Origin of the sequence: Pseudoclavibacter sp. RFBA6, from assembly GCF_002931575.1 — a bacterium.
Lineage (GTDB): Bacteria > Actinomycetota > Actinomycetes > Actinomycetales > Microbacteriaceae > Pseudoclavibacter > Pseudoclavibacter terrae.
On the sequence record NZ_PSUA01000001.1, the window covers coordinates 35,755 to 56,856 of the forward strand.

The window sequence follows — 21,102 nt, forward strand, 5'->3', positions numbered from 1 at the left end:
CCTGAGAGGGGGAGGGGAGGGGGCCGACGTCAGTCGACGGGGAAGTGCAATGAGTACGTGCCCGGTTCGAGCTGCAGCGTTGTGCACGCCGAGCCGAGCTCGGTCACGGTGATGCCCGTGGACCGGCTGATCTCGATACCTCCTTCCGTGATCGTCGAATCGGAGGTGCAGGGAAGCTCTGCGGTAGCGGCGGGCCCCGGCGGGACCGTGACCTGCCAGGTGATCCCGTTCGAATCCCGTTTCCAGGAGCTCTCGACTCGACCTCGTGGTGTCTCGAGGGCACCGGTGGCGTGATTGAGGTGGGGATCGAATCGGGGCGCGAGCGCCAGCTGCCGGAACCCGGCCGAGGTCTCGGACTGGCGTATGCCGAGGATCCCGGAGAGGAACCACTCGCCGACCGAGCCGAGCGAGTAGTGGTTGAAGCTGTTCATCCGTGCCGATTGGAAGCCACCTTCTGAGCTCCAGCCGTCCCAGCGTTCCCAGATCGTGGTCGCCCCGTTCTTGACGGAGTAGAGCCAGGACGGGTACTGCTCGTTGTGCAGCAGCTGGAAGGCGAGGTCCTCACGGCCGATCTCGGCGAGTATCGGACAGAGCAGGCCAACCGTGACGAACCCCGCCGTGAGTGTCGTGTCCGCGCGGACGACAGCTTCCACGAGCTTTTCTGCGATGCGCGCACGCTCGGCCTCGTCGGCGTGCAGGTCGAAGGCGAGCGTCAGGAGATAGGCACCCTGAGTGTCGCCGGCGACGGTTCCGTCGGATTCGACGAACTCGTTCCGGTAGGCCTCGACGATGCGGGCGTGCAGCGACTCGAGCTCATCGGCCTCTTCCGTCCGGCCGAGCACTCGCAGGGAGCGCGCCGTCAGATCTGTGCTGTACGCGAAGTACGCCGTTGCCAGGAGATCCTTGCGAGTCTCCGCCCCGACCTGCAGCCAGTCGCCGTAGTTGTTGCCCACCTGGTTTCGCCAGATGAGGTCCGTGTTGTGCCGCTCGATGTGCCGGACCCAGGCGATCATCGACTCTGCCGATTCCCGCAGGATGACGTCGTCGCCGGTCGCCCGGTAGATGTTCCAGGGAATGGTGACGCCGCCGTCACCCCAAGCGGGGGCTCCTTCCCGGAGGTGGATGAGGTGCGGAGCGATGTCGGGGAAGGCCCCGTCGTCGCTTTGCGCGCTCCGCACATCCCGCATCCATCGGCGAAGCAGAGGCGCGACATCGGCGATGGCGAGAGCTGTCGGCGCGAAGACCTGCGCGTCTGCGAGCCAGCCGAGGCGTTCGTCGCGTTGTGGGCAGTCGGTGGGGATGGAGACGAAGTTGCCGCGCAGCCCCCATTCGATGTTCTTGAAGAGCCGGTCCAGGGCCGGGCTCGACGAGGCGAACTCGCCGATGATGTCGAAGCCGTTGTGGAGGACAACAGCCGAGATGTCGGCAGGATCGAGGTCACCGTCCAGGCCTTGAACTTCGGCGAACCGGAAGCCGTGAAGCGTGAAGCGTGGCTCGAACGTCTGCTCATCGGCCCCGTTAGTCCAGAACACGTCGACGGGCTCCGCGGTTCGGAGGTTGGCCGTGTACAGCTCCCCGGCGTCCAGGACTTCGGCGTGGTTCAGCTGGATGCGCGTGCCGGCAGCCTGTCCTCGCACGGTCAGTGACACTCGGCCGACCAGATTCTGTCCGAAGTCGACGATGTGCCGCCTCGGTTCACGTTCAGTGACCGACACTGCCTGCAGCGTCAGGGTCCGCCGGACCCCGGGGTCGACCTCCGGCGTGAGCTTCGAATGATCGTGGTCGACGACGACAGCATTCGACCACCCCTCGAGATCGCTTCCGGGAAGATGCCAGTCAGGTTCTTCATGCCTGGAGTCCTCGTACTGGCCCATGAGCTGGTCCGCGTAGATGATCTCGCTCGGAGCCTCGCGCCAGGAGTCGTCGGTGGCGATGACACTGCGGCCGCCATCCGAGGCATCGAGCATGAGCTGCACGAGCAGCGCAGGCTCCTTGCCGTAGTGCTGAGCCTGGTGTCGGCGATCTGTGCCGATGAAGCCGACGTACCAGCCGTCGCCGAGGAGGGCGGCGATGCTGTTCTGGCCTGCTCGGAGCAGCCCAGAGACGTCCCAGGATTGGTACGTGATGCGGTCGCGGTACTCGGTCCAGCCGGGCGCGAGCTCGTCGGTGCCGACTCTCGTGCCGTTCACGTAGAGACGGTAGATGCCGCGGGCTGACGCGTGAACCCTCGCGGACTCTGGAACCGCGTCGAGCTGGAAGTGGCGGACGAAACGACGCACCGGCTGCAATTTGTTGACGGTGAAGCTGATGTCCGTGTCCTGCGGCGGCACGGCGGTCTTCCGGAACACGGGGTTCTTGCCGATCCAGGCGGCACTCCATTCATCCGGATGCACGATGCCGGTGGCGAAGCGACTCGTCGTCGTGGAGGTCTCGCCCGTCGCATCCTCGATGTCGAGCGTCCATTCGTAGGCGGCGGAGCTCGACAGCGGGTAACCGCGATACCGAGCCGCGGTCGTCTCGATCGTCTCGACGCGCCCCGATTCCCAGACTCGCACCCGCCCACCGGGCAGCAGTGCGTCGACACGGATGCGGTAGGCCAGCTGCCGCGAGCCACGGTCGGCCGAGCGGAGTCGCCACGAGAACGTGGGGGAGGCGACGATGCCCTGCGGCTCGCGCTGGCCGTCGACGCTGAGGTCGTACGCTGTCACGCTCATCCCTTCAGCCCTCCTGCGAAGCCCTTGATGATCTGCTTCTGCATGAGGAAGTAGACCGTCAGCACGGGGAGGACGCTGATGATGAGGCCCGCGAAGACGACGGGCCAGTTGGAGACGAACTGTCCGACGAACGCGAACAGCGCGACGGGGACTGTCTGCTGGGGCGTGCCGCTGAGGTACAGGAGCGGCACCAGGAAGTCGTTCCAGATGGTGATGGCGTTGAGGATGATCACGGTGCCGGTGATCGGGCGGAGCAAGGGGAAGACGATGCTGACGAAGGTGCGAACTGGGCCGGCCCCGTCGATGGCGGCGGCCTCCTCATAGTCTCGATCCAGGGTTCGGAGGAAGCCCGTGTAGAGGAAGACGGAGAACGGCACCTGGCTGCCCGTGTAGAAGAGGATGAGCGAGAAGAGAGAGCCGAGGAGGCCGAGGTCTCTCATCGTCTGGTAGAGCGGAATCAGCGCCACCTGGAACGGGATCATCATGCCGACGAGGACCACCCAGAAGAGGGCAGTGGAGAGCTTGGACAGCACTCGTGCGAGCGGGTAGGCGGCCATTGCGGAGATCGCGACGATGAGCACGACGCTCGTGACCGTCACGATCGCACTGTTGAGCAGCGCCGACGCGAGCCCCGCCTGGTTCCAGGCCTCGATGAAGTTCCCGAACGTGGGCTGGGTTGGTGGGAGCAGCGGAGATGACGTGTCGCCGGATGGTCGGAGCGCCATGTTGACGAGGATGTAGACGGGGAAGACGAAGACCACCGCGAGGGCGAGCATGACGACTTCACGGGCGAAGGTCGCCTTCGAGTATCGGAACATCAGCTGTTCGCCTTCCTGGACAGACGCTGCTGGCCGACGGAGAAGATCGCGACGACGACGGCGAGCACAAGCGCCATGGAGATGCCGTAGCCGAACTCGTTGAACTGGAAGGCCGACTTGTAGAGCAACGTCGACAGGGTCTCAGTCGACCCACCCGGGCCGCCAGCGGTGAGCACGAACACCTCGGTGAACATCTTGAGTCCGCCGATGATCGTCAGCATGATGTTGATGGCGAGCGCGGGACCGAGCAGGGGCCGCGTGACGTACCAGAAGCGCTGCCAGGCGCCGGCGCCGTCGATCGCGGCTGCCTCGTTGACCTCCTGTGGGATGGACTGCAGGCCAGCCAGGTAGATCACCATCGAGTAGCCGGCGTGCTGCCACACGATCATCCCGATGACCGAGACGGACGCCCAGAAGGGGTCGCCGAGCCAGCTCGGGGCACTCTCTCCGAGGCCCACCCCGCCGAGCAGGGCGTTGACGGCCCCGTCGGGGGCCAGGAGGAACTTCCAGAGGTAGGCGACGACAACCGGTGTGATGACGACGGGTGCGAAGAAGAGGACGCGGAGGAAGTTCTGCGACTTGAGTCCGCTGTTGACGCCGAGCGCCAGCAGGAGGCCGATCAGGTTCTGCAGTACCGTGACCGCGAGGGCGAAGATCAGCGTCATCTTCAGCGCATCGAGTGAACTCTGCGTCGTGAGAATGCGCACGAAGTTGTCGATGCCCACGAAGTCGTAGGACTGGGAGAGGCCGTCCCAGTTGGTGAACGCAAGGACCGCGCCACGGAGCGAAGGCGCCACGACCGCGAACCCGTAGAAGACCAGCGCCGGGATCGCGAAGACGAGCAGCACCTTCGACCGACCGACCGCCACGAACTTCCGCTTGGGGGCGCTCGCGGGCAGGGGCTCAGGCACAGTATCGGGGGTGCTCGCCGGGAGCGTCGCCACTGCGGTGTCGGGGGCGCTCACGACGCGATCTCGTTCTGCGGGCCGTCGGCGAGGAGACGCACAGCGTGCGCCATGCGCGTGCGGGCGCCATCGAGGTGGTCGCGCAGCACAGACTCGAGTTCCTTCGAATCTCCGAGCTCGATCAGGTCGACGAGACGGCCATGGTCAAGTGCTGAGGGGCGCAGATCGACATCTTCCTCCACGGTGAGCTGCATGAGGCTCGCGAAGACCGACTCGTGAGCGACCCAGACGTCCTGGAGGCGGCGGTTGCCGCCCATGACGTAGAGCAGCGCATGGAAGCGCATGTCGGCTTCTGCGAAATCATCCGCCGCCGACTTCTCGGCGTGCTTGACCATCTCGGCCACGATCTCCCGGGCCTCCGCGATCTGCGTGGGTGTGACGTGCTCGATCGCGCGGAGACAGGCCGTGATCTCGATCGATTCCCGCAGCTCATAGAGATCGTTGATGTCGTCCTGGGTGAGGCCGACGACGAAGAAACCGCGGCGACGCGACTCGACCAACCCCTGGGCTTCGAGGAGTCGAAGGGCATCTCTCACCGGTCCGCGACTCACGTCGTGTTCCTGCGCGAGCGCATCCTCAACGAGGTGCGTACCTGGCTGTCGCTGGCGGCGCACGATCTGGTCGCGCAGCACTGCAGCGAGCTGTTCGCCGAGGGCTGGCGCTCGGGTGGGCTTCATCGTCACAACGTCACTCCTTCGTGGACCGTTAACGATTGACAGTTAACTGCAACCGATTACAACAGTCAAGAGGTTCGAGCAAACGAGGCCGATGCCCCCCCTCAGTCCAGCGTCGGATGTGCCGGAGGGGGCAGACTTCAGGCATGACCCTCACCGCACCCCAGCTCGACCGCGCACGCGGCGCCGTCATCGCATCAGCTGTCGGCGACGCCCTCGGCTCGCAGTACGAGTTCGGGCCGCCGCTCTCGGATGCGACGCCCGTCTCCTACGGCGTCGGCGTGTTCGGCCACGGGGTCGGCGAGTGGACCGACGACACCTCCATGGCCATGCCTATCCTCCAGGCCCTCGCGGCGGGGGAGTCGCTGAACGACGCCCACGTGCTCGCGCAGGTCGTCGTCGCCTGGCGTGAGTGGGCTCGGGATGCGAAAGACGTCGGAGCGCAGACGCGCACCGTGCTGTCCGCCCTCGAAGGCGACGTTACAGAAGACCGAGCCCGCAGCGCTGCCCGCGACGTCCACCTGCGCGCCGGCCGAAGCGGCGGCAACGGTGCCCTCATGCGCACCGGCCCCGTCGCCCTCGGCTACCTCGCCGACGGTCAAGAGCGCGACCTCGTCGACGCCGCCACCCGCATCGCGCAGCTCACCCACTGGGAAGACGACAATGCCGACGCCTGCGTGCTCTGGTGCCTCAGCATCCGCCACGCCATCCTCACCGGCGAACTCGACGTGCTCGGCCTGCTCGACGTCATCCCCAGCGGACGCCGCGACCGGTGGCGCGGCTTCACCGAGGAAGCGCTCGCGCCCGGCGCCCACCCGCGCGACTTCTCCGAACAGAACGGCTGGGTTGTCCGCGCCTTCCAAGGCGCACTCGCCGCGATCGCCGGCGCGACCTCCGCAGTGGATGCACTCGAACGTGCCGTCCGCGGAGGCAACGACACCGACACCGTCGCCGCGATCGCCGGATCGCTCGCCGGGGCTGTCTACGGCGCGGACGCGCTGCCGCGAGCCCTCGTCGCCCCCGTGCACGGCTGGCCGCGGCTGCACGTCACCGACCTCATCGCGCTCTCCGACTCAGTCGTCGCGAAGCGGGGTGCCTGACGTATCCGCGTCCCTGAAGGCACGCGCACGGGGTGCATCGGCCTGCTGCCGCACACGCGAGCCGACTCCTCGCTCCGCTTGCGCGCGCCGCTCGGTCTCGAGCCGATCGGCCTTGCCGCCGACCCGTAGCCTGTCGGTATGTTCTCCGCGCATCCCCGACTCCTGAAGGCACTCGCGACCGCGCTGCTCGCCTCCACCGTGCTCAGCGGATGCGGGCCCGCATACCCGGAGATCCCTCGCGACGCCGAGACCGGCGGGCAGACGCTCGCCGAGCTCGAGGACACCCTCGACTCCATCGAAGGGCTCACCTTCTCCGACGTCGGCGGGGCAGATCCCAACATCAAGGGCAACACCGGGTTCGGGATGAAAGTGACCCTGGAGGAGGGGTACCAGCTCGCCAACCCCGGCGCGCTCCTCGTCTTCCTCACCGAATCCGCGTGGTCGGTGCGCGACGGCTACATGCCGAACATCGCCGTCGAGATCCACTACATGGGAGCCGTGGAAGACGACATCGACCTGACCGCCGTCGGCATCGAAGCCGGGTGGGTGCCGAGCACCTACTCGACTCCTGGAGTTGCCGACAACGGCTTCACCAGCGCGTCCGTTCCCGTCGCCGACTACGCCACCGAGAAGGGCGTGCTCGAGAACGCGCTGCGACTCGGGCCGTGGCCCGGCGACGTACCCGAGGTCCCGATCGGGATGGTCGTCGAACGCCGAGACTGACCGACGCGCCGACCCCGCAGGCCAGAGGGAAGCATCCGGCCGCTCGCGTCGCATACTGGATCGGTGGCACACGCAACCGAGACCCCAGACCGACGCCAGTGGATGCGCGAGGCGATCCGCGTGCTCGAGGCCGACGCGAACCGCAGCGCCGACACGCACCTCCACGTGTTCCCGCTTCCGCCGGAGTGGGGCATCGACCTGTATCTGAAAGACGAGTCGGTGCACCCGACGGGCTCGCTGAAGCATCGCCTCGCTCGCTCCCTCATCCTCTACGCCATCGTGAACGGGCAGGTCGGCCCGAGCACGACGCTCGTCGAAGCCTCGAGCGGGTCGACCGCCGTGTCGGAGTCGTACTTCGCGCGGATGCTCGGGCTGCCGTTCGTCACGGTCGTGCCCCGCACCACGAGCCCAGAGAAGATCGAGCTCATCGAGTTCTACGGCGGCCGCTGCCACCTGGTCGACGAGCCCCTCCACGTGTACTCGGAGGCGGAACGGCTCGCCGCCGAGCTCGACGGACACTACCTCGACCAGTTCACCAACGCCGAACGCGCCACCGACTGGCGAGGCAACAACAACATCGCGAAGAGCGTCTACTCGCAGATGACGCTCGAACGCTTCCCCATCCCCAGCTGGATCGTCGTCAGCGCCGGCACCGGCGGCACCTCCGCCACGTTCGGCCGCTACGCCAGGTACTGCGGACACGACACCCGCCTCGCCGTCGTCGACCCGGAAGGCTCGGCGTTCTACGAGGCCTGGAAGACCGGAGACCGCAGCCACGCGACCGGTCGGGGCTCCAAGATCGAGGGCATCGGCCGCCCACGCGTGGAGCCTTCGTTCATCGAGACCGTCATCGACGACATGATCCAGGTGCCGGACGCCGCATCGGTCGCCGCGATCCGCGTCCTCCGCGAACGCACCCAGCACTGGGCGGGCGGATCCACCGGAACGAACCTCGTGGGCGCCTTCCAGATCATCGCGCGGATGCTCGCCGCCGGTGAGAAGGGCAGCGTCGTCACCCTCATCTGCGACGGGGGAGCCCGCTACGCGAACACCTACTACGACGACGCCTGGGTCGCCGCGCAGGGATGGCACCTCGAACCCCACCTCGACCGGATGCATTCGTTCCTCGACACGGGCAAGTGGAACGACTGAGGCCAACTCGAACCTGCACTCGGTCTCGTCCATACTTTCTGGACAACAGTCCGAAACTTGCTAGGCTCGTCGTGTGCCAACGACCGCCACGCCTCGCTCGCCCGACCCTCGCCCCGCCCGGACGCAGGCCGCGATCGTCGCCGCCGTCGAGGAGCTGTCAGCTCGTGGCGAAGAGGTCACGGTGCCAGCGATCGTCGCCGAAGCCGGCGTCAGCCGCTCGACCTTCTACGCGCAGTTCCGCGACCTCGACGCGCTCGCCGTCCGCATCCTCACCGAGGTCTTCACGCAGATCGAGGAACTCGACCTGAGCCTGCGCGCGTCCGCGACCCCCATCGAGACGGCCCGGGCGACGACCTCGCAGCTCGTCGCCGAGTTCGCGAGGCGCCGCACGCTCTACGCCGGTGTGCTCGGCAGCCGCACGACCACGGAAGCGGCCCGGGCCGTCCGCGCGGCCTTCGCCGAGCAGGCCCTCGGCACCATGCGGCTCACGGTGCCCGCAGGCCTCGACCCGAAGGTCGCCGCCGAGTACGTCGCGGGCGGCAGCCTCGCCGTCATCACAGCCTGGCTGCTCAGCGATACCCCAGAACCCACCGAACGCGTCCAGCAGCAGCTGCTCGCGCTCCTCCCCGCCTGGCTCATCAACGACGATAAGGACACTCCCTCATGACCCGCACCTACGTAGTCACCGGCTCGGCCTCCGGCATCGGCAAGGCCACCGCAGACAAGCTCCGCGCCGACGGGCACACCGTCATCGGCGTGGACCTCAAGAACGCCGACATCAACGCCGACCTCACGACCGCCGAGGGCCGGGCCGAGCTCGTCACCCGCGCCGAGGAGCTCAGCGGCGGCGTGGTCGACGGCGTGCTCGCCATCGCGGGCCTCGTCATCCCGGCCCCGGTCACCGTCGCCGTCAACCACTTCGGCGCCGTCGCCACGCTCGAGGGCCTCCGGCCGCTGCTCGCGAAGTCGGACGCGCCCCGCGCAGCCGTCGTCGCATCCCTCGCCGCCCTCGAGGAGGTCGACCAGCAGCTGCTCGAGCTCATCGAGTCGGGCGACGAAGCTGGCGCGCTCGCCTACGCCGAGTCGCTCGGCGCCACAGCCAACGCGACGGGCTCCTCCGTGCTCTACACGACCTCGAAGCTCTCGATCGCCCGCTGGGTTCGCAGGAACGCCCCGAGTGCCGAGTGGGCGAAGGCCGGCATCGCGCTCAACGCCGTCGCGCCCGGCGTCATCCTCACCCCGATGACCGCGGCCGCGCTCGAGACCGAGGAAGGCCGTGCGGCACTGGATGCGGGTGCCCCGGCACCATACGGGGGCCCCGCCGCCGAACCCGTCCAGGTCTCGAACCTGCTCGCCTGGCTCACGAGCGAGGAGAACGGCTACGTCACCGGGCAGATCATCTTCATCGACGGCGGAGCGGAGAGCATCCGCCGACCCGAGCTCGTGTAGCGAGTCCAGGCTGCCCCAATAGTGCCGACCGGCGGCGGGAACCCCGCCGTCGGCCGGCTTCGTCGTCAGACGACCTTCTTGACCACGCTCGACTTCAGCTGCATCTGCCCGAACCCTGGCACCTTCGCGTCGATGTCGTGGTCGCCGACGCCGTCCGTGATCAGGCGGATGCCGTTGACCTTCGTGCCCACCTTGACCGTTCCGCCGCCCGCACCCTTGACCTTGAGGTCCTTCGCGATCGTGACGGAGTCGCCGTCGGCCAGCACGTTCCCGACCGAGTCCCGAACCTCGAGGTGTGTCTCGGCATCGTCGGCGTCACCGGGCGCCCACTCGTGGCCGCACATCGGGCACACCACCAGCGCACCCATCTCGTAGGCGAGCTCGCTCGCACATTCGGGACACGGGGGAAGCTGATCAGGCATCGAGGCTGACCTCCAGGGAATCTCGCCGAACAGGAACGTCGACAACGCTAGGGCACGAGGCGTCGCCGCATCGAACGAGGAATACGCGCTTGCGAGCTGGAATGCGACGACGCCCTGGTCCGTACGATGGTGCAGATGGATACTCCCCTTGCCGCTCGAATAGTGCTGGCAATCGTCATGGCAGGCTCCGGGCTCCTCGTCATGTGGATGGCACAGGCCGCGGCCTCGGGCCAACTGAAGCGGAACGACATCGCCGGCATCCGGACGCCGAGCACGATGTCGAGCGACGTCGCCTGGCTCGCGGCGCACGTGCGGTCGAAGCGCGCCACGATGACCGCCGGCATCCTGGCGCTCGTGAGTGGCCTGGTGGTGCTGGTTCCGATGCCAGGGCCGGCCATGATCGGGGTTGTCATGGCGGGATGTGCGGCCCTGCTCGGGTTCGTCCTCTACGGCGCCCGCGTTGGCGTCAAAGCGGCGAAGGCGGTCGGGGAAAACCCGAGGGGGTCAGCCAAGTAGCAACGCGGTCGTAGCCTCAGCCGACGGAAGGCACCGCGGCGGCGCCTGACTCACGCCACTGGTGCCGCCTTCGCCTCGACCTCCACGAACGTGAACTGCTCGTCGCGGTCGTTCACGATGTTGTGGTGCGCGCCGGCCTCGCGGCTGTAGCTGACGCCCGCCGTGCACTCCATCGCGAACGGGTTCGCAGTCTCGGTCTCCACGGTCAGGGTCCCCGTCGTCTGCGGCACGACGACGTACGGCATCGCGTGCGTATGCCAGCCGGTCTCGGCACCGGGAGGGAAGCGCCATTCGGTGACGCGGAATCGGTCATCGTCGACCTGGACGGTTGGGGTGGCGGCGGGGCGGGTCATGACACGACGCTACCGGTCACGAAGGTGCGACGCGCATCCGCCTAGTTCTGCTCCTCAGCAGGGTCCTCTTCCTCCTGCTGCGTCTCCTCGGTGCGGTCGCGGAGCTTGTCGGCCATCGCGGCTGCGCCGTCCCGCCCGTGCTCACCCTCGACCTCTTCGATGATGTCGCGCAGGTTCTCGTCGCCGGTCGAGGAGTCGTTCGAGTCGTCGGACGCGGGGGATACGTTCTGTGGGGTGGTCATGGCGCGACCGTACGCACCGAGGCTGGACGGCCGCAGATCATCGCCTGACTGCGGGCTCAGGTGGACCCGCGGTGCGCTCGCTCCGCCCCAGCTCGAGCCTCTCGATCGCTCGCACCGCTTCTCGTCCCGCCCGGTTGGCGCCGACCGTCGACTGCGACGGCCCGAACCCGATGAGGTGGATGCGCGGCTCGTCGGCGACCTGCGTGCCCCGCATCGTGATGCCGCCGCGCTCGTTGCGCAGCGCGAGCCCGTCGAGGTGCTCGAGATCGGCGCGGAACCCAGTCGCCCACAGGATCGCGTCGACGGGGGTGAATGAGCCGTCGGCCTCCCGCACACCCTCCGGCTCGATCGCCGTGAACATGGGGTGCCGCACGAGCGCGCCCCGATCGCGGGCCGCGATGGCATACGGCGACCAGCCGAGGCCCGTGTACGAGACGACACTGCTCGCGGGCTCGCCCGCCTCCGTATCGGCGGTCACCTTCGCGATGGTGGCGCGCCCCTCCACCTCGGGGTTGAAGCCGTGCTCCAGGAACACCGGCTCGCGACGCGTGTACCAGAACGTCGTCGCGTCGCGGGAGATCTCCTCGAGCTGCTGCACGGCTGAGATGCCGCCGCCCACGACCGCCACCCGCTGACCCGCGAACTCCTCCGCCGACACATAGTCACGCGTGTGCAGCTGCCGCCCGAGAAAGGATTCCTGGCCCGCGATGCTCGGCAGCAGCGGATTGTTCCAGGTGCCCGTCGCATTGATGATCGCGCCCGCCCGCCACACGCCGGCCGCATCCGTGCGCACGAGCAGCTCGCCCCGGGGGTCACCGTCGGCGCGCGAGACGTCGAGCACCTGAACCGGCCGCACGATGGGCAGCGGATGCGCGTGCTCGAACTCCGCGAAGTAGCGCGGCACCGCATCCCGACTCGGTTCGTCCTCGCTGCCGGGTGTCCGCGCGAACGTCGGCAGGTCGAAGATGCCGTTCACGGTCGCCATCGTCAGCGACTCCCAGCGGTGCTGCCACGCGCCGCCCGGTTCGGGGTTCGCGTCGAGCATCACGAAGGTGCGCTCGGCCCCCGGCTCGTCCAGGGCGCTCACGAAGCCGCGCCGCTGCAGGTGGAACCCCGCCGACAGTCCGGCCTGGCCGGCGCCGATCACCACGACCGTCGCGGAGCGGGTGGTGTCAGCCAAGATCGGAACCGCCCTCTGACTCGTCGAGCCCCAGGTGCCCGCGAAGCGTGTCCGTCAGGGCCTCGACCTGGGCGAGCTGCTCGGGGGAGAGGGCGTCGAGGAACAGCTCCTGCACGGCCCTGAGGTGCGGAACCGAGCCGCGGCGGAAGGCGGTCGCCCCCTCCTCGGTGAGGCTCACCACCGACCCTCGCGTGTCCTCTGGGCACGGGTCGCGGCGCAGCAGGCCGCGCTTCTCCATGCGGCCGAGCTGGTGGGACAGGCGGCTGCGTTCCCAGCCGACCGACGCCGCGAGCTCGGATGAGCGAAGTGAGCGCCCTGGCGCCTCACGCAAGGCGAGCAGCACTCCGTAGTCACCCGTCGACAGCGACGACTCGCTCTGCATGCGGCTCGCGAGGCGGGAGTTGAGCACGCCCGTCGTCTCGATGAACCCGCGCCAGACGCGCAAGTCCTCGGCGCTGATCTGCGTTCTCGACGATGCGTTCATGCGGCCTCCAGGGTTCGGAATGCCTCCATCATGCCACTTAGTTGACATATCAACTACCCTGACGCATGATTGACGCGTCAACTACTTGGAGGACCCATGAGCACGCAGCAGGGAACGCAGATGAGCGCAGTGGATGCAGCCCAGTTCCCATTCGAGATCGGCCTCAACTCGTTCGGCGACGTGCCCAACGTCGACGGCACGCCCCTGTCCGACGCAGCGACGGTTCGCCTGCTCGTCGACGAGGCCCGCCTCGCAGAGAAGGTCGGCCTCGACGTCTTCAGCATCGGCGAGCACTACCGCGAGGGCTTCGTCGACTCCGCGACCCCCGTCATCCTGGCCGGCATCGCGACCGCGACCGAGCGCATCCGCCTCGGCTCTGCCGTCACCGTGCTCAGCACCAACGACCCCGTTCGCCTCTACAACGAGTTCTCCACCCTCGACGCGCTCTCGAACGGACGCGCCCAGATGGTCGTTGGCCGCGCCTCGCAGACCCAGTCGTTCCCGCTCTTCGGCTACGACATCGCCGACTACGAGCAGCTCTTCGAGGAGAAGCTCGACCTCTTCATGCAGCTGCAGCGCAACGACTCGGTCACGTGGTCGGGCAGCGTTCGCGCGCCGCTCGTGAACCAGACGCTGCATCCGACCATGCGCCCCGGCGGCATCCCCACCTGGGTGGGCGTCGGCGGCAGCCCAGACTCGGTCGTGCGCGCCGCCCGCTACGGCCTGCCGCTCATGCTCGCCATCATCGGCGGGCAGCCCGAGCGCTTCGCCGGCCACGTCGACCTCTACTACCGTGCGCTCGAGAAGTTCGGGATGCCCGCGAACAGGGTCGGCCAGCACGCCCTCGGCCTCGTCGCCGAGACGGATGAGGAAGCCGCCGAGACCTGGTGGGAGTCGTGGAAGCCCATGGTCGAGATGATGGGCAAGGAGCGCGGCTTCTACCCGCCAACCAAGGAGCGCTACCTCATGGAGCTCGAGACCGGCGCCCTCTTCGTCGGCTCTCCCGACACGGTCGCGAAGAAGATCGCGCGCATGGTGGAGGTTCTCCGCATCAGCCGCTTCGACCTCAAGTACGACGTCATCGGCCTGCCGACGGACGCCCGCGCCCAGACCATCAGCCTGCTCGGCACCGAAGTCGCACCCCGAGTGCGCCGACTGCTCGCGAAGGAGTCCATCAATGTCTAAGGCCCAGCTCGACCCGAACCGCCCCAGTGAGGCCCTGCCGACGATCGGCATCCTCGGCGCCGGCAAGGTCGGCACCGTGCTCGCCCGCCTCCTCATCGGCAGCGGCTACCGGGTGCTCATCTCGGGTTCCGGGGCGCCGAGCAAGATCGACCTCATCATCGACGTCCTCGTGCCGGGCGCGACCACGGGCACGAGCGCTGAGGTCGCGGCCGAGGCCGACGTCGTCATCCTGGCCCTGCCGCTCGGCAAGGCCCTGCCGCTCGCCGAGCGCGACGCGCTCCCCCTCGACGGGCTGCGGGGCAAGCTCGTCATCGACGCCATGAACTACTGGTGGGAGATCGACGGCGTGCGCGACGACCTCAACGACTCGACCTTGGCGACGAGCGAGCTCGTGCAGCAGCTGCTGTCCGACTCGCGCGTCGTGAAGGCCTTCAACCACATGGGCTACCACGACCTCGACGAAGGGCCGAAGCCGACCGGCGCCCCCGGCAGGCGGGGAATCGGCATCGCGGGCGACGACGACGCCGACCTCGCCGCCGTGGCGACGCTCGTGGATGCGGCCGGTTTCGACCCCGTGCTCGTCGGCACCCTGCACGAGAGCTTCCTGCTGCAGCCGGGCAGTGAGCTCTTCGGCGCGAACTTCCCCGCCGACGAGGTTCGCGCCGCCGCCGGGCGCTTCCCGGGCACCGAGCGTGGCCTCGAACTCACGGCGCGGCGGGCCGAGAACGCCGGGAAGGTACCAGCGGACACCGTGCGAGTCTGACCGGACATCAAGCTCCCGCACACCGCGCATCCACGTCAGGATGCTCAACTCGATGCAACGCAATCGCGTTGATCCGACGAAGCGAAGGAGACCACCATGGTGTTCGAGAACATCGGCGACAAGGCAGCCCAGGCAGCGAACAGCGAGCAGGGCGAGCAGCTCACCGACCACGCCTTCGACGCGGCCGGTGACCACGCGGAGACCGCGATCGGCAACCAGCACGACGAGCACATCCAGAAGATGCGCGACGGCGCAGACGCGGCAGTCGGCAACGAGTGACGACGAGCGCCCAGCTCGCCTGACAGCGCAGGAAAGGCCCGCCATCGGCGGGCCTTTCCTGCGTCCAGGCCGCTTCCTGGACGAAGCATGCGTAAGCCTGGGCGTCCCGTGAATCCATTTGACTGACCCCGGACCCAGCCTCATAGGGTCGAAGACGTCGGGCCACAACCGGCACTCACGCAACATGCACTCGATGAGCACACTCACGGAGGAACCATGAAGCTGAAGAACACCGTCACCCTGGCCACATCCATCGTCGTCGCTGGAGCCCTCGGCGTCGCAGGCAGCACCGCCGCGAACGCCGCCCAGGCACCCGTCGTCACCGCAGCGTCCGCAACCGCAGACAGCGGAGGCTACTCGCAGGAGGCCTTCGCCGCAGAAGTCGAATACACCGCCTCCCTCAGCGCCGAGGAGCAGGACGCCCGCGTCCAGCAGCTCATGGCGGAGGCGAGCGCCGAAGCCGAGGCGGTCGAAGGCCGCGCCGCGCTTCCGCTCATCCCGTTCGCGGTCGTCGCGGCCTGCATCGGCTCCGCCGGCTACGGCGCGTACTCGTCGTACAAGTCCGGCGACCCCGTCGACTTCATCGCGCAGACCGTGATCGGCTGCATCCCCTTCGGCGCCGCAGCCAAGCCCGTCGTCGTGACCCTCATCAACGCCAACAAGCCGCTCGTCATCTCCGGCCTCAAGGCGCTCGGCCTCGGCGCGAACTCCGCCATCATCCTGGCCCTCGGCGGCGACAGCTGAGACAACCCCGCTGACATCGCGTCCACGACCGCAGACGACACGACGAAGAGGAGTCCTCCCCATGAGCAGCAGCACTGAACAGCGAGACGGCAGCCGGCTGGCCGTCACGGCGTCAGCGGTCTTCCTCGGAGGCGCCGTCGCCGCATCCGCCGTGCAGAGCACGGCAGGGTGGGCGGATGCGCTCCTCGCGGGACCAGTCGTGCTCGCGTTGATCCTGCTCGCCGCGACAGCCTGGGTGGCGCGATCCCGTCCGGCCGCCGCCAGCAGCCGCGCATCCGCGACCTACCTCGGCGTCGCCCTCGCGGCCAGCATCGGGATCACCGCGACGCTCGCCCTCTCGGGCCTCGAGGGCGGCCTCCTGGTCTACGCGCTGCCGCTCGGATCGGCGCTGCAGCTCGCGCAGCTGGCACGCTCCCTCGCCGAGGGACGAGCGGGCCGAACCGTGAACGGCTGACGGGCGCGCACAAGCACGGCGCACGCCCTGAACGACAGACTGCGGGCGGTGGAACAGAGGTTCCACCGCCCGCAGTCTGTTGGCGTCTCCGCCGCTGACTCGCCGCTGACTCGCTGGCTTGTCGCTGTCAGCTACGCGCTGTCAGCTCGACCGCGCCGGATGAGCGTGAGCGCGGCGCCTCCCGCGAGGAGCGCGAGCGCCCCGAGCATCACGGCGAGCGTCGGACCGTCGGCGCCCGTCGCCGCGAGCTCACCACCGTCGGCCTCGGGTGCATCCGAGCCGTCAGCCTCGCCCGAGCCGCCAGTCTCGCCCGATCCGTCAGTCTCGCCCGATCCGTCTGGGGAGCCGCTCTGGCCAGGATCCGATGGCGGCGTCGTCTCGGAGGGCTCTTCCGGAGCAGACGGCTCTCCGGGCTCGCCGGGCTCGCCGGGCTCACCTGGCTCGCTCGGCCCCGGCGTCTCTCCGGGACCCGTCGCCTCGATGACCGTCAGCTCGGACACCCGCGACAGGCTCACCGCTCCGAACGGGTCCGCGGTGCGCACGTACCAGCCGAGCTCTCCGAGGGGCGCATCCGCCCAGCTGGCCGTGAGGGTGGTGCCGCTCGCCACGTCCTGGAACGAGGCGATCTCGTCGCCCGTGAGGATCTCCGCTGAGAACGAGTCCGTGCCAAGCGTCCGCTCGCCGGGTTCGATCCCCAGGTCCGCGTAGGCAAGCTCGAACTCCTGCGGGGCATCCGCGAGGCTCGGGTCGTCCGAGTTGTGCACATCCAGCGACGGCGAGTAGGTGCGCACGATCATGCGCTCGCCCTCGTTGTCGAAGTGCATGAGGCGCAGGAAGCCGAGGCCGCCCTCCGGCAGGCCCTGGTAGTCGAAGAGCATCGAGTGCACCTTGCGGTCCGGGGTTCCGTCGCCGTTGTCGTCGAACTCGTCGACCCGCGTGAACGCGTCGTGGTAGTGCCCCGAGATGACCATCTTGACGTTGGGGTTCGGCGCGACGACCTCGTCCATGACGCGCTGGGGGATCTCACCGAGACCGCCGGTCGTCAGCATGAACTCGTGCTGCGCGATCACGGCGACCCGGTCGGGGTGCTCGGCGAGCACCTCGTTCATCCACGCGATGCTGTCGTCGTTCGGCAGCCATCCCGTGTAGAGCATGAGGAAGTCGATGCCGCCAGCCGACACCAGGTCGAAGTGGCCGCGGTTGTCCTCGTAGGAGCCGCCGTACCAGGGGTTGTCCGCGAAGCGCTCCTCGCCGAAGTACTCGCCGTAGTACGAGTAGTCCTCGAGGTCGTTGCCCACGTCGTGGTTTCCGGCCAGCACGCCGTACGGCAGGCCGGCGTCGTCGAGACGCTGGTACTCGGGGTCGGCGTTCTCCCACTGGTAGCGCTGGTCGTAGTCGTCGATGATGTCGCCCGTGTGGAACAGGTACTGCAGGTTCAGCTCCTCGCGCTGCTCGAGCAGGTAGGAGTGCATCGCCTGCTGGTGCTTGTAGGGCTCGCCCTCCATCGTGTTCTCGTTGTAGTACTGCGTGTCCGACTCCCACGCGAGCGTGAAGTCGTACTCGGAGCGAGGGGTGTCCGCCTCGTTGTTGGGGGTCACGGGCGTCGTGCGGTCGCTGAGGTTCTCCCCGGCGAAGCCTTCCGAGTGCTGCACGAGCACCCGCACGGCCCCGTCTCGGGTGTACGCCGCCGCATCCACGGTGCCCTCGAGCGAGATCCTCTCGTCGTCGGCGGATGCGGTGTGCCGGGTCACCTCGTCCCAGCCGCTCCCGTCCGCTCGCAGCGCGGAGAGGATGACGGTGCCGTCGGCGTTCGCGGTGCCGTCCCAGCTGACGCGCACCTGCGCATCCTCTTCGCCGTCCCGCAGCGCGACGTCGAAGAGCTGATACGGGAACTCGGCGTTCGAGGTCACCTCGGCGGTCAGGCCATCGACGTTCGCGAGCTGCTCGAGGGACGGCCCGGTCGGGACGCTCGTCGGGTCGCGGTCGACGCTGGCCGCGTCGTTCACGGTTCCCGCCGACGTCGTGACGCCGCCGTCAGCGACGTCAGCCTGGCGACCCTCGAGGAACGTGACGTCGAGCGCGTCACCGGTCGGGTCCTCGACCTTGGCCTGCAGCTCCACGCCGCCTGCCTCGACCTCGGCTCCCTCCGCGGGCCAGATCGACGACGAGGAGGGGTGCTCCTCTGGGGTCGTGAACCCGGTGCGCCACGTCTCGACGTTGCCGAGCGCATCCGTCGCCGTCACCTCGACCTCGTGGCCGCCCGCGGGCAGCGTCACCGAGGAGGTGGTGTGCGGCAGCTCGATCGGCGCGCCGTCGAGGGTCGCGGTGACCTCGCGGACCCCGGACCCGGCGTCGCTCACCTGGGCGTCGATGACGAACTCGCCCTGGTACTCACCGCCGTCGCGGAGCTCGGAGGAGACCGTGGGGGCGGTGTTGTCGACCAGTACCTGCCTGGTGACGCTGTCGGTGCCGTCGGTCGCAGCGATCTCGACCGGGCCGTCGGCGGTGGTCGTCGTGTCCCACTGCGTCGAGGCCGCGGCGAACGCGTCGTCCGGCAGCGCGAAGCGCGCGTCGTAGAAGTCGTACTTCCCGGCGCTGTCGCCCATGGCCAGGCGCAGCGCGGGGTCGTCGTAGCCGATGGGGCGCAGGGTGCGGCCATCCGGCAGGACGAGGCGCAGGTCCCAGACCGTGAAGTCGTCGTTGTTCTCGGCCTCGTCGATCTCGGGCGCCTTCTTCGAGCCGGCCCAGATGCTCACCACGAGCTCGTCGCCGAGCTTCGTGTACTCGAGCGGCACGGGCGTGACGATCGTCTCCGATCCCTCGTAGATGCCCTGGTCGAAGATCGTGAGCACGTCGTCACCGACTCGCACGCCGTTCTTGAAGTAGTAGTCGACCCCGGTCGCCTCGAAGGCGAAGACCGGAGCGCCCTCGAGCGACGGCGTCGTCTGCTGCGGCTGCCCGCCGATCAACAGCTCGATCGGGCTCGGGTACTGGTCACCCGCGGCGGCGATCGTGGTCGTGCCGCCCACGTACTGGCCTTCGTCGACGTTCAACCGCACGGGGGCCGAGCTCGCGCCGGCCACCTGCACCCGCCGCGGCTCCGTGACGACACGGTTGGTGCCGTCCGAGACCGTGACCGTGTACTCGTACCAGCTCTTGCCCGTCAGGTCGGCGACGTTCACCGAGGTCGTGAACATGCCGTCGCCCGCGTCCGTCAGGTTCAGCCGGACCGGGGTCGCGTCGACGTCGTTGCGGAGCTCGACGGCGACGGTGCGCAGCTGCGTCTCGTCGCTCGCCGCGAAGCGCAGCTCGAAGTCGGCGGCCGGGTCGATCTCGGCCGCGGTGTGGTCCTCGATGGTGGGCGGCGTCGCATCCACCGGCACGATCGTGAGCCCGGCCGGAACCTGGTCGGCCTGCACCGAGCCTGGGGTGGCCGGGGCGAGGCCGAGCAGGTCCTGCTTCGTGAGGTCCGCCGCCGACGTCGTGTAGCGGATGCCCTGATCCGCCTGCGTGTCATCCGTGCCGGGGGTCCGGTTGTAGAACGCCTGGTTGACGGTGTGCCCCGTGTTGGTGGCGATCTCCATGCCGCGGGCGCCGCTGTTCGCCATGCCGCCGGAGTAGACCTCGACGAGGTTCTCGCCCAGTGTCAGCTCGGTGCCGAACGTGGCGTTGAAGTCGGTGTCCCCGAGGTCGTCGTTCTGGCCGTTCTTCACCCACAGCACGAGCGTCTCACCGGCGGGGATGCTGACATCCGCCGGCGTCGCGGGCCAGAGCGCGGACGTGCCGCTGTCCGGGTACAGGTAGGTGAGGGCGTAGTCGCCGAAGCCGATCGCCTCGCTCGACGCGTTGTACACCTCGATGAACTCGTAGCCGTCGCCCGTGCCGACGTTGCTCGAGTCGGGGAGCAGCTCGGTGATCTGGAGGGGCGACGTCACGACGCTCGTGTCCGGCTGCGGATCGAATCCCGGTTCGGGTGGGAGCGTCGGCGTCGGTTCCGTCGGCGTCGGCTCGGTGGGCTCCGGCTCGGCGGGTTCCTCTTCGCCATCCTCTGGCGCGCCGGGCTGGAGCGCCTCAGGCACGACCACGCCGGGGGAGCGCTCGGCCTGCTGCCCGAAGACGTCGAGGCTCGGCTTCGAGGCTTCCGCGGGCACCCGGAAGTGCACGGCGAGGTCCTCGCCCATGGAGTCCTTCGGTGCATGCGACCACGAGGTCAGCGCCTCGCCGCGGAGCACCCGGATGCCGCGGTCGCCGCCGTTGGCCATGCCGGCCTGGCCGGTCACGCGCGCGACCTGGGTTCCAGCATCGACGCCGTGATAGTCGCGGAACTCGTCGACGGTGCGGGCCGACGAGTCGACGGCGCCGTTCGCGCTCGTGTAGCTGAGCCAGAGCACGGCGGTCTCGCCGGGCTCGAGGACAAGCGGCTCCTCGACGGTGAGGGGGACGTCGCGTGACCGGTCGTCCGAGTCGACGTACGAGTACGCGAAGGAGTAGCCCTCGGCCGCGAGGTCGACGGGGGCCGCCGACGTGTTGTGCACTTCGAAGTACTCGAAGTTGTCGTCGCCGACGTTGTTGGCGACGATCTCGGTGACGATGATGGCGGACCGGCCCGTGTCTGCGGGCGACGAGACGGGCGCCGCTGGCAGCCGGTCCGAGACGGCGGCGGCCGCGGCGGGGGCCATCGTGAGGACGGCGGCCGCGACGCAGGCGGTGGTCAGCGCAGCAAGCGGGGCTCTGACGTGGTGGCGTGGCATGGGGGAATGCACCTCCGGGAGCATGTGGGGGACCCGGGGAACCGTATGACTCGCGAGCAACCGGCCGGTGACATGAGGTCGATGGGAGGTGACGGGGAGGTTGCCGGCCGCGTTACCGACGTCTGCTACCGCGC

The 21,102-nt window shown here is 68.7% G+C and carries 21 protein-coding genes; 11 read left to right on the forward strand and 10 right to left on the reverse strand.

Translation table 11 applies throughout. The features are described from left to right. Window positions 1-29 precede the first annotated feature (29 nt). The 4 genes from C5C17_RS00145 to C5C17_RS00160 are packed head-to-tail and all read right to left on the reverse strand — an operon-like array spanning window position 30 to window position 5,174. Window positions 30-2,714: an alpha-L-rhamnosidase gene (locus C5C17_RS00145; RefSeq protein WP_104251357.1), complete on the reverse strand. Its 2,685-nt coding sequence runs from the start codon at window positions 2,712-2,714 to the stop codon at window positions 30-32. Beyond that, window positions 2,711-3,532: a carbohydrate ABC transporter permease gene (locus C5C17_RS00150; RefSeq protein WP_104251358.1), complete on the reverse strand. Its 822-nt coding sequence runs from the start codon at window positions 3,530-3,532 to the stop codon at window positions 2,711-2,713. Before C5C17_RS00150 ends, C5C17_RS00145 begins: the two co-directional genes overlap by 4 nt. Further along, window positions 3,532-4,497 (reverse strand): carbohydrate ABC transporter permease, encoded by a 966-nt coding sequence (locus tag C5C17_RS00155; RefSeq protein WP_219820439.1) that lies wholly within the window; start codon window positions 4,495-4,497, stop codon window positions 3,532-3,534. The genes C5C17_RS00150 and C5C17_RS00155 overlap by 1 nt, the downstream gene beginning before the upstream one ends. After that, on the reverse strand, window positions 4,494-5,174 hold the full coding sequence (locus C5C17_RS00160) for a GntR family transcriptional regulator (RefSeq protein ID WP_258065755.1): 681 nt from the start codon (window positions 5,172-5,174) through the stop codon (window positions 4,494-4,496). Before C5C17_RS00160 ends, C5C17_RS00155 begins: the two co-directional genes overlap by 4 nt. Before the next feature lie 143 nt (window positions 5,175-5,317). Here C5C17_RS00160 and C5C17_RS00165 point away from each other — a divergent pair, with 143 nt between their 5' ends. From C5C17_RS00165 to C5C17_RS00185, 5 genes are all read left to right on the forward strand, one after another. Beyond that, window positions 5,318-6,271 (forward strand): ADP-ribosylglycohydrolase family protein, encoded by a 954-nt coding sequence (locus C5C17_RS00165; RefSeq protein WP_181028409.1) that lies wholly within the window; start codon window positions 5,318-5,320, stop codon window positions 6,269-6,271. A 138-nt stretch (window positions 6,272-6,409) separates the two neighbouring features. After that, window positions 6,410-6,994 carry a hypothetical protein gene (locus tag C5C17_RS00170; RefSeq protein ID WP_104251361.1) on the forward strand — a complete coding sequence of 195 codons (585 nt, stop codon included), beginning with the start codon at window positions 6,410-6,412 and terminating at the stop codon, window positions 6,992-6,994. Window positions 6,995-7,096: 102 nt separating this feature from the next. After that, window positions 7,097-8,146, forward strand: a complete 1,050-nt coding sequence (locus C5C17_RS00175) for a PLP-dependent cysteine synthase family protein (RefSeq protein ID WP_104251362.1) — start codon at window positions 7,097-7,099, stop codon at window positions 8,144-8,146. A 73-nt stretch (window positions 8,147-8,219) separates the two neighbouring features. Continuing rightward, window positions 8,220-8,813 carry a TetR/AcrR family transcriptional regulator gene (locus C5C17_RS00180; RefSeq protein ID WP_104251363.1) on the forward strand — a complete coding sequence of 198 codons (594 nt, stop codon included), beginning with the start codon at window positions 8,220-8,222 and terminating at the stop codon, window positions 8,811-8,813. Beyond that, window positions 8,810-9,595 (forward strand): SDR family oxidoreductase, encoded by a 786-nt coding sequence (locus C5C17_RS00185; RefSeq protein WP_104251364.1) that lies wholly within the window; start codon window positions 8,810-8,812, stop codon window positions 9,593-9,595. Before C5C17_RS00180 ends, C5C17_RS00185 begins: the two co-directional genes overlap by 4 nt. A gap of 65 nt (window positions 9,596-9,660) precedes the next feature. Here the strand turns inward: C5C17_RS00185 and C5C17_RS00190 are convergent, their stop codons facing one another. Continuing rightward, window positions 9,661-10,017 (reverse strand): zinc ribbon domain-containing protein YjdM, encoded by a 357-nt coding sequence (locus C5C17_RS00190; RefSeq protein WP_104251365.1) that lies wholly within the window; start codon window positions 10,015-10,017, stop codon window positions 9,661-9,663. Window positions 10,018-10,152: 135 nt separating this feature from the next. Between C5C17_RS00190 and C5C17_RS00195 the strand changes: the two genes are divergently transcribed. Beyond that, on the forward strand, window positions 10,153-10,533 hold the full coding sequence (locus C5C17_RS00195) for an SdpI family protein (protein ID WP_181028410.1): 381 nt from the start codon (window positions 10,153-10,155) through the stop codon (window positions 10,531-10,533). 50 nt (window positions 10,534-10,583) lie between these two features. On the opposite strand, the gene C5C17_RS00200 is transcribed toward C5C17_RS00195, so the two are convergent. From C5C17_RS00200 to C5C17_RS00215, 4 genes are read right to left on the reverse strand one after another with little or no spacing between them, the layout of a single operon-like run. Then, window positions 10,584-10,886 (reverse strand): cupin domain-containing protein, encoded by a 303-nt coding sequence (locus C5C17_RS00200; RefSeq protein WP_104251367.1) that lies wholly within the window; start codon window positions 10,884-10,886, stop codon window positions 10,584-10,586. Window positions 10,887-10,927: 41 nt separating this feature from the next. Beyond that, window positions 10,928-11,128: a hypothetical protein gene (locus C5C17_RS00205; RefSeq protein ID WP_104251368.1), complete on the reverse strand. Its 201-nt coding sequence runs from the start codon at window positions 11,126-11,128 to the stop codon at window positions 10,928-10,930. Window positions 11,129-11,165: 37 nt separating this feature from the next. Then, window positions 11,166-12,308 carry an NAD(P)-binding domain-containing protein gene (locus C5C17_RS00210; RefSeq protein ID WP_104251369.1) on the reverse strand — a complete coding sequence of 381 codons (1,143 nt, stop codon included), beginning with the start codon at window positions 12,306-12,308 and terminating at the stop codon, window positions 11,166-11,168. Then, the gene (locus C5C17_RS00215) at window positions 12,301-12,792 is read right to left on the reverse strand and encodes a MarR family winged helix-turn-helix transcriptional regulator (RefSeq protein ID WP_104251370.1); all 492 of its coding nucleotides are present in this window, start codon (window positions 12,790-12,792) and stop codon (window positions 12,301-12,303) included. Before C5C17_RS00215 ends, C5C17_RS00210 begins: the two co-directional genes overlap by 8 nt. Before the next feature lie 96 nt (window positions 12,793-12,888). Between C5C17_RS00215 and C5C17_RS00220 the strand changes: the two genes are divergently transcribed. The 5 genes from C5C17_RS00220 to C5C17_RS00240 all read left to right on the forward strand — a co-directional run bounded on the left by C5C17_RS00220 (window position 12,889) and on the right by C5C17_RS00240 (window position 16,217). Next, on the forward strand, window positions 12,889-13,977 hold the full coding sequence (locus C5C17_RS00220) for an LLM class flavin-dependent oxidoreductase (protein ID WP_104251371.1): 1,089 nt from the start codon (window positions 12,889-12,891) through the stop codon (window positions 13,975-13,977). Then, entirely contained in the window at window positions 13,970-14,740 is a 771-nt protein-coding gene (locus tag C5C17_RS00225; protein ID WP_104251372.1) for an NADPH-dependent F420 reductase, read from the forward strand. The genes C5C17_RS00220 and C5C17_RS00225 overlap by 8 nt, the downstream gene beginning before the upstream one ends. A 96-nt stretch (window positions 14,741-14,836) precedes the next feature. Beyond that, window positions 14,837-15,019 carry an antitoxin gene (locus C5C17_RS00230; protein ID WP_104251373.1) on the forward strand — a complete coding sequence of 61 codons (183 nt, stop codon included), beginning with the start codon at window positions 14,837-14,839 and terminating at the stop codon, window positions 15,017-15,019. Window positions 15,020-15,235: 216 nt separating this feature from the next. After that, window positions 15,236-15,763 (forward strand): hypothetical protein, encoded by a 528-nt coding sequence (locus tag C5C17_RS00235; protein ID WP_104251374.1) that lies wholly within the window; start codon window positions 15,236-15,238, stop codon window positions 15,761-15,763. Between the two features lie 61 nt (window positions 15,764-15,824). Further along, window positions 15,825-16,217: a hypothetical protein gene (locus C5C17_RS00240; protein ID WP_104251375.1), complete on the forward strand. Its 393-nt coding sequence runs from the start codon at window positions 15,825-15,827 to the stop codon at window positions 16,215-16,217. A 131-nt stretch (window positions 16,218-16,348) separates the two neighbouring features. On the opposite strand, the gene C5C17_RS00245 is transcribed toward C5C17_RS00240, so the two are convergent. Then, the gene (locus tag C5C17_RS00245; protein ID WP_104251376.1) at window positions 16,349-20,968 is read right to left on the reverse strand and encodes a metallophosphoesterase; all 4,620 of its coding nucleotides are present in this window, start codon (window positions 20,966-20,968) and stop codon (window positions 16,349-16,351) included. Window positions 20,969-21,102: the final 134 nt, after the last annotated feature.

Excerpts from the sequence above, each read along its gene's own strand:
- C5C17_RS00145 (WP_104251357.1), bottom strand. The coding sequence starts at position 2,714 with ATGAGCGTGACAGCGTACGACCTCAGCGTCGACGGCCAGCGCGAGCCG.
- C5C17_RS00150 (WP_104251358.1), bottom strand. The coding sequence starts at position 3,532 with ATGTTCCGATACTCGAAGGCGACCTTCGCCCGTGAAGTCGTCATGCTC.
- C5C17_RS00160 (WP_258065755.1), bottom strand. The coding sequence starts at position 5,174 with ATGAAGCCCACCCGAGCGCCAGCCCTCGGCGAACAGCTCGCTGCAGTG.
- C5C17_RS00165 (WP_181028409.1), top strand. The coding sequence starts at position 5,318 with ATGACCCTCACCGCACCCCAGCTCGACCGCGCACGCGGCGCCGTCATC.
- C5C17_RS00170 (WP_104251361.1), top strand. The coding sequence starts at position 6,410 with ATGTTCTCCGCGCATCCCCGACTCCTGAAGGCACTCGCGACCGCGCTG.
- C5C17_RS00175 (WP_104251362.1), top strand. The coding sequence starts at position 7,097 with ATGCGCGAGGCGATCCGCGTGCTCGAGGCCGACGCGAACCGCAGCGCC.
- C5C17_RS00185 (WP_104251364.1), top strand. The coding sequence starts at position 8,810 with ATGACCCGCACCTACGTAGTCACCGGCTCGGCCTCCGGCATCGGCAAG.
- C5C17_RS00190 (WP_104251365.1), bottom strand. The coding sequence starts at position 10,017 with ATGCCTGATCAGCTTCCCCCGTGTCCCGAATGTGCGAGCGAGCTCGCC.
- C5C17_RS00195 (WP_181028410.1), top strand. The coding sequence starts at position 10,153 with ATGGATACTCCCCTTGCCGCTCGAATAGTGCTGGCAATCGTCATGGCA.
- C5C17_RS00200 (WP_104251367.1), bottom strand. The coding sequence starts at position 10,886 with ATGACCCGCCCCGCCGCCACCCCAACCGTCCAGGTCGACGATGACCGA.
- C5C17_RS00205 (WP_104251368.1), bottom strand. The coding sequence starts at position 11,128 with ATGACCACCCCACAGAACGTATCCCCCGCGTCCGACGACTCGAACGAC.
- C5C17_RS00215 (WP_104251370.1), bottom strand. The coding sequence starts at position 12,792 with ATGAACGCATCGTCGAGAACGCAGATCAGCGCCGAGGACTTGCGCGTC.
- C5C17_RS00220 (WP_104251371.1), top strand. The coding sequence starts at position 12,889 with ATGAGCACGCAGCAGGGAACGCAGATGAGCGCAGTGGATGCAGCCCAG.
- C5C17_RS00225 (WP_104251372.1), top strand. The coding sequence starts at position 13,970 with ATGTCTAAGGCCCAGCTCGACCCGAACCGCCCCAGTGAGGCCCTGCCG.
- C5C17_RS00230 (WP_104251373.1), top strand. The coding sequence starts at position 14,837 with ATGGTGTTCGAGAACATCGGCGACAAGGCAGCCCAGGCAGCGAACAGC.
- C5C17_RS00235 (WP_104251374.1), top strand. The coding sequence starts at position 15,236 with ATGAAGCTGAAGAACACCGTCACCCTGGCCACATCCATCGTCGTCGCT.
- C5C17_RS00240 (WP_104251375.1), top strand. The coding sequence starts at position 15,825 with ATGAGCAGCAGCACTGAACAGCGAGACGGCAGCCGGCTGGCCGTCACG.
- C5C17_RS00245 (WP_104251376.1), bottom strand. The coding sequence starts at position 20,968 with ATGCCACGCCACCACGTCAGAGCCCCGCTTGCTGCGCTGACCACCGCC.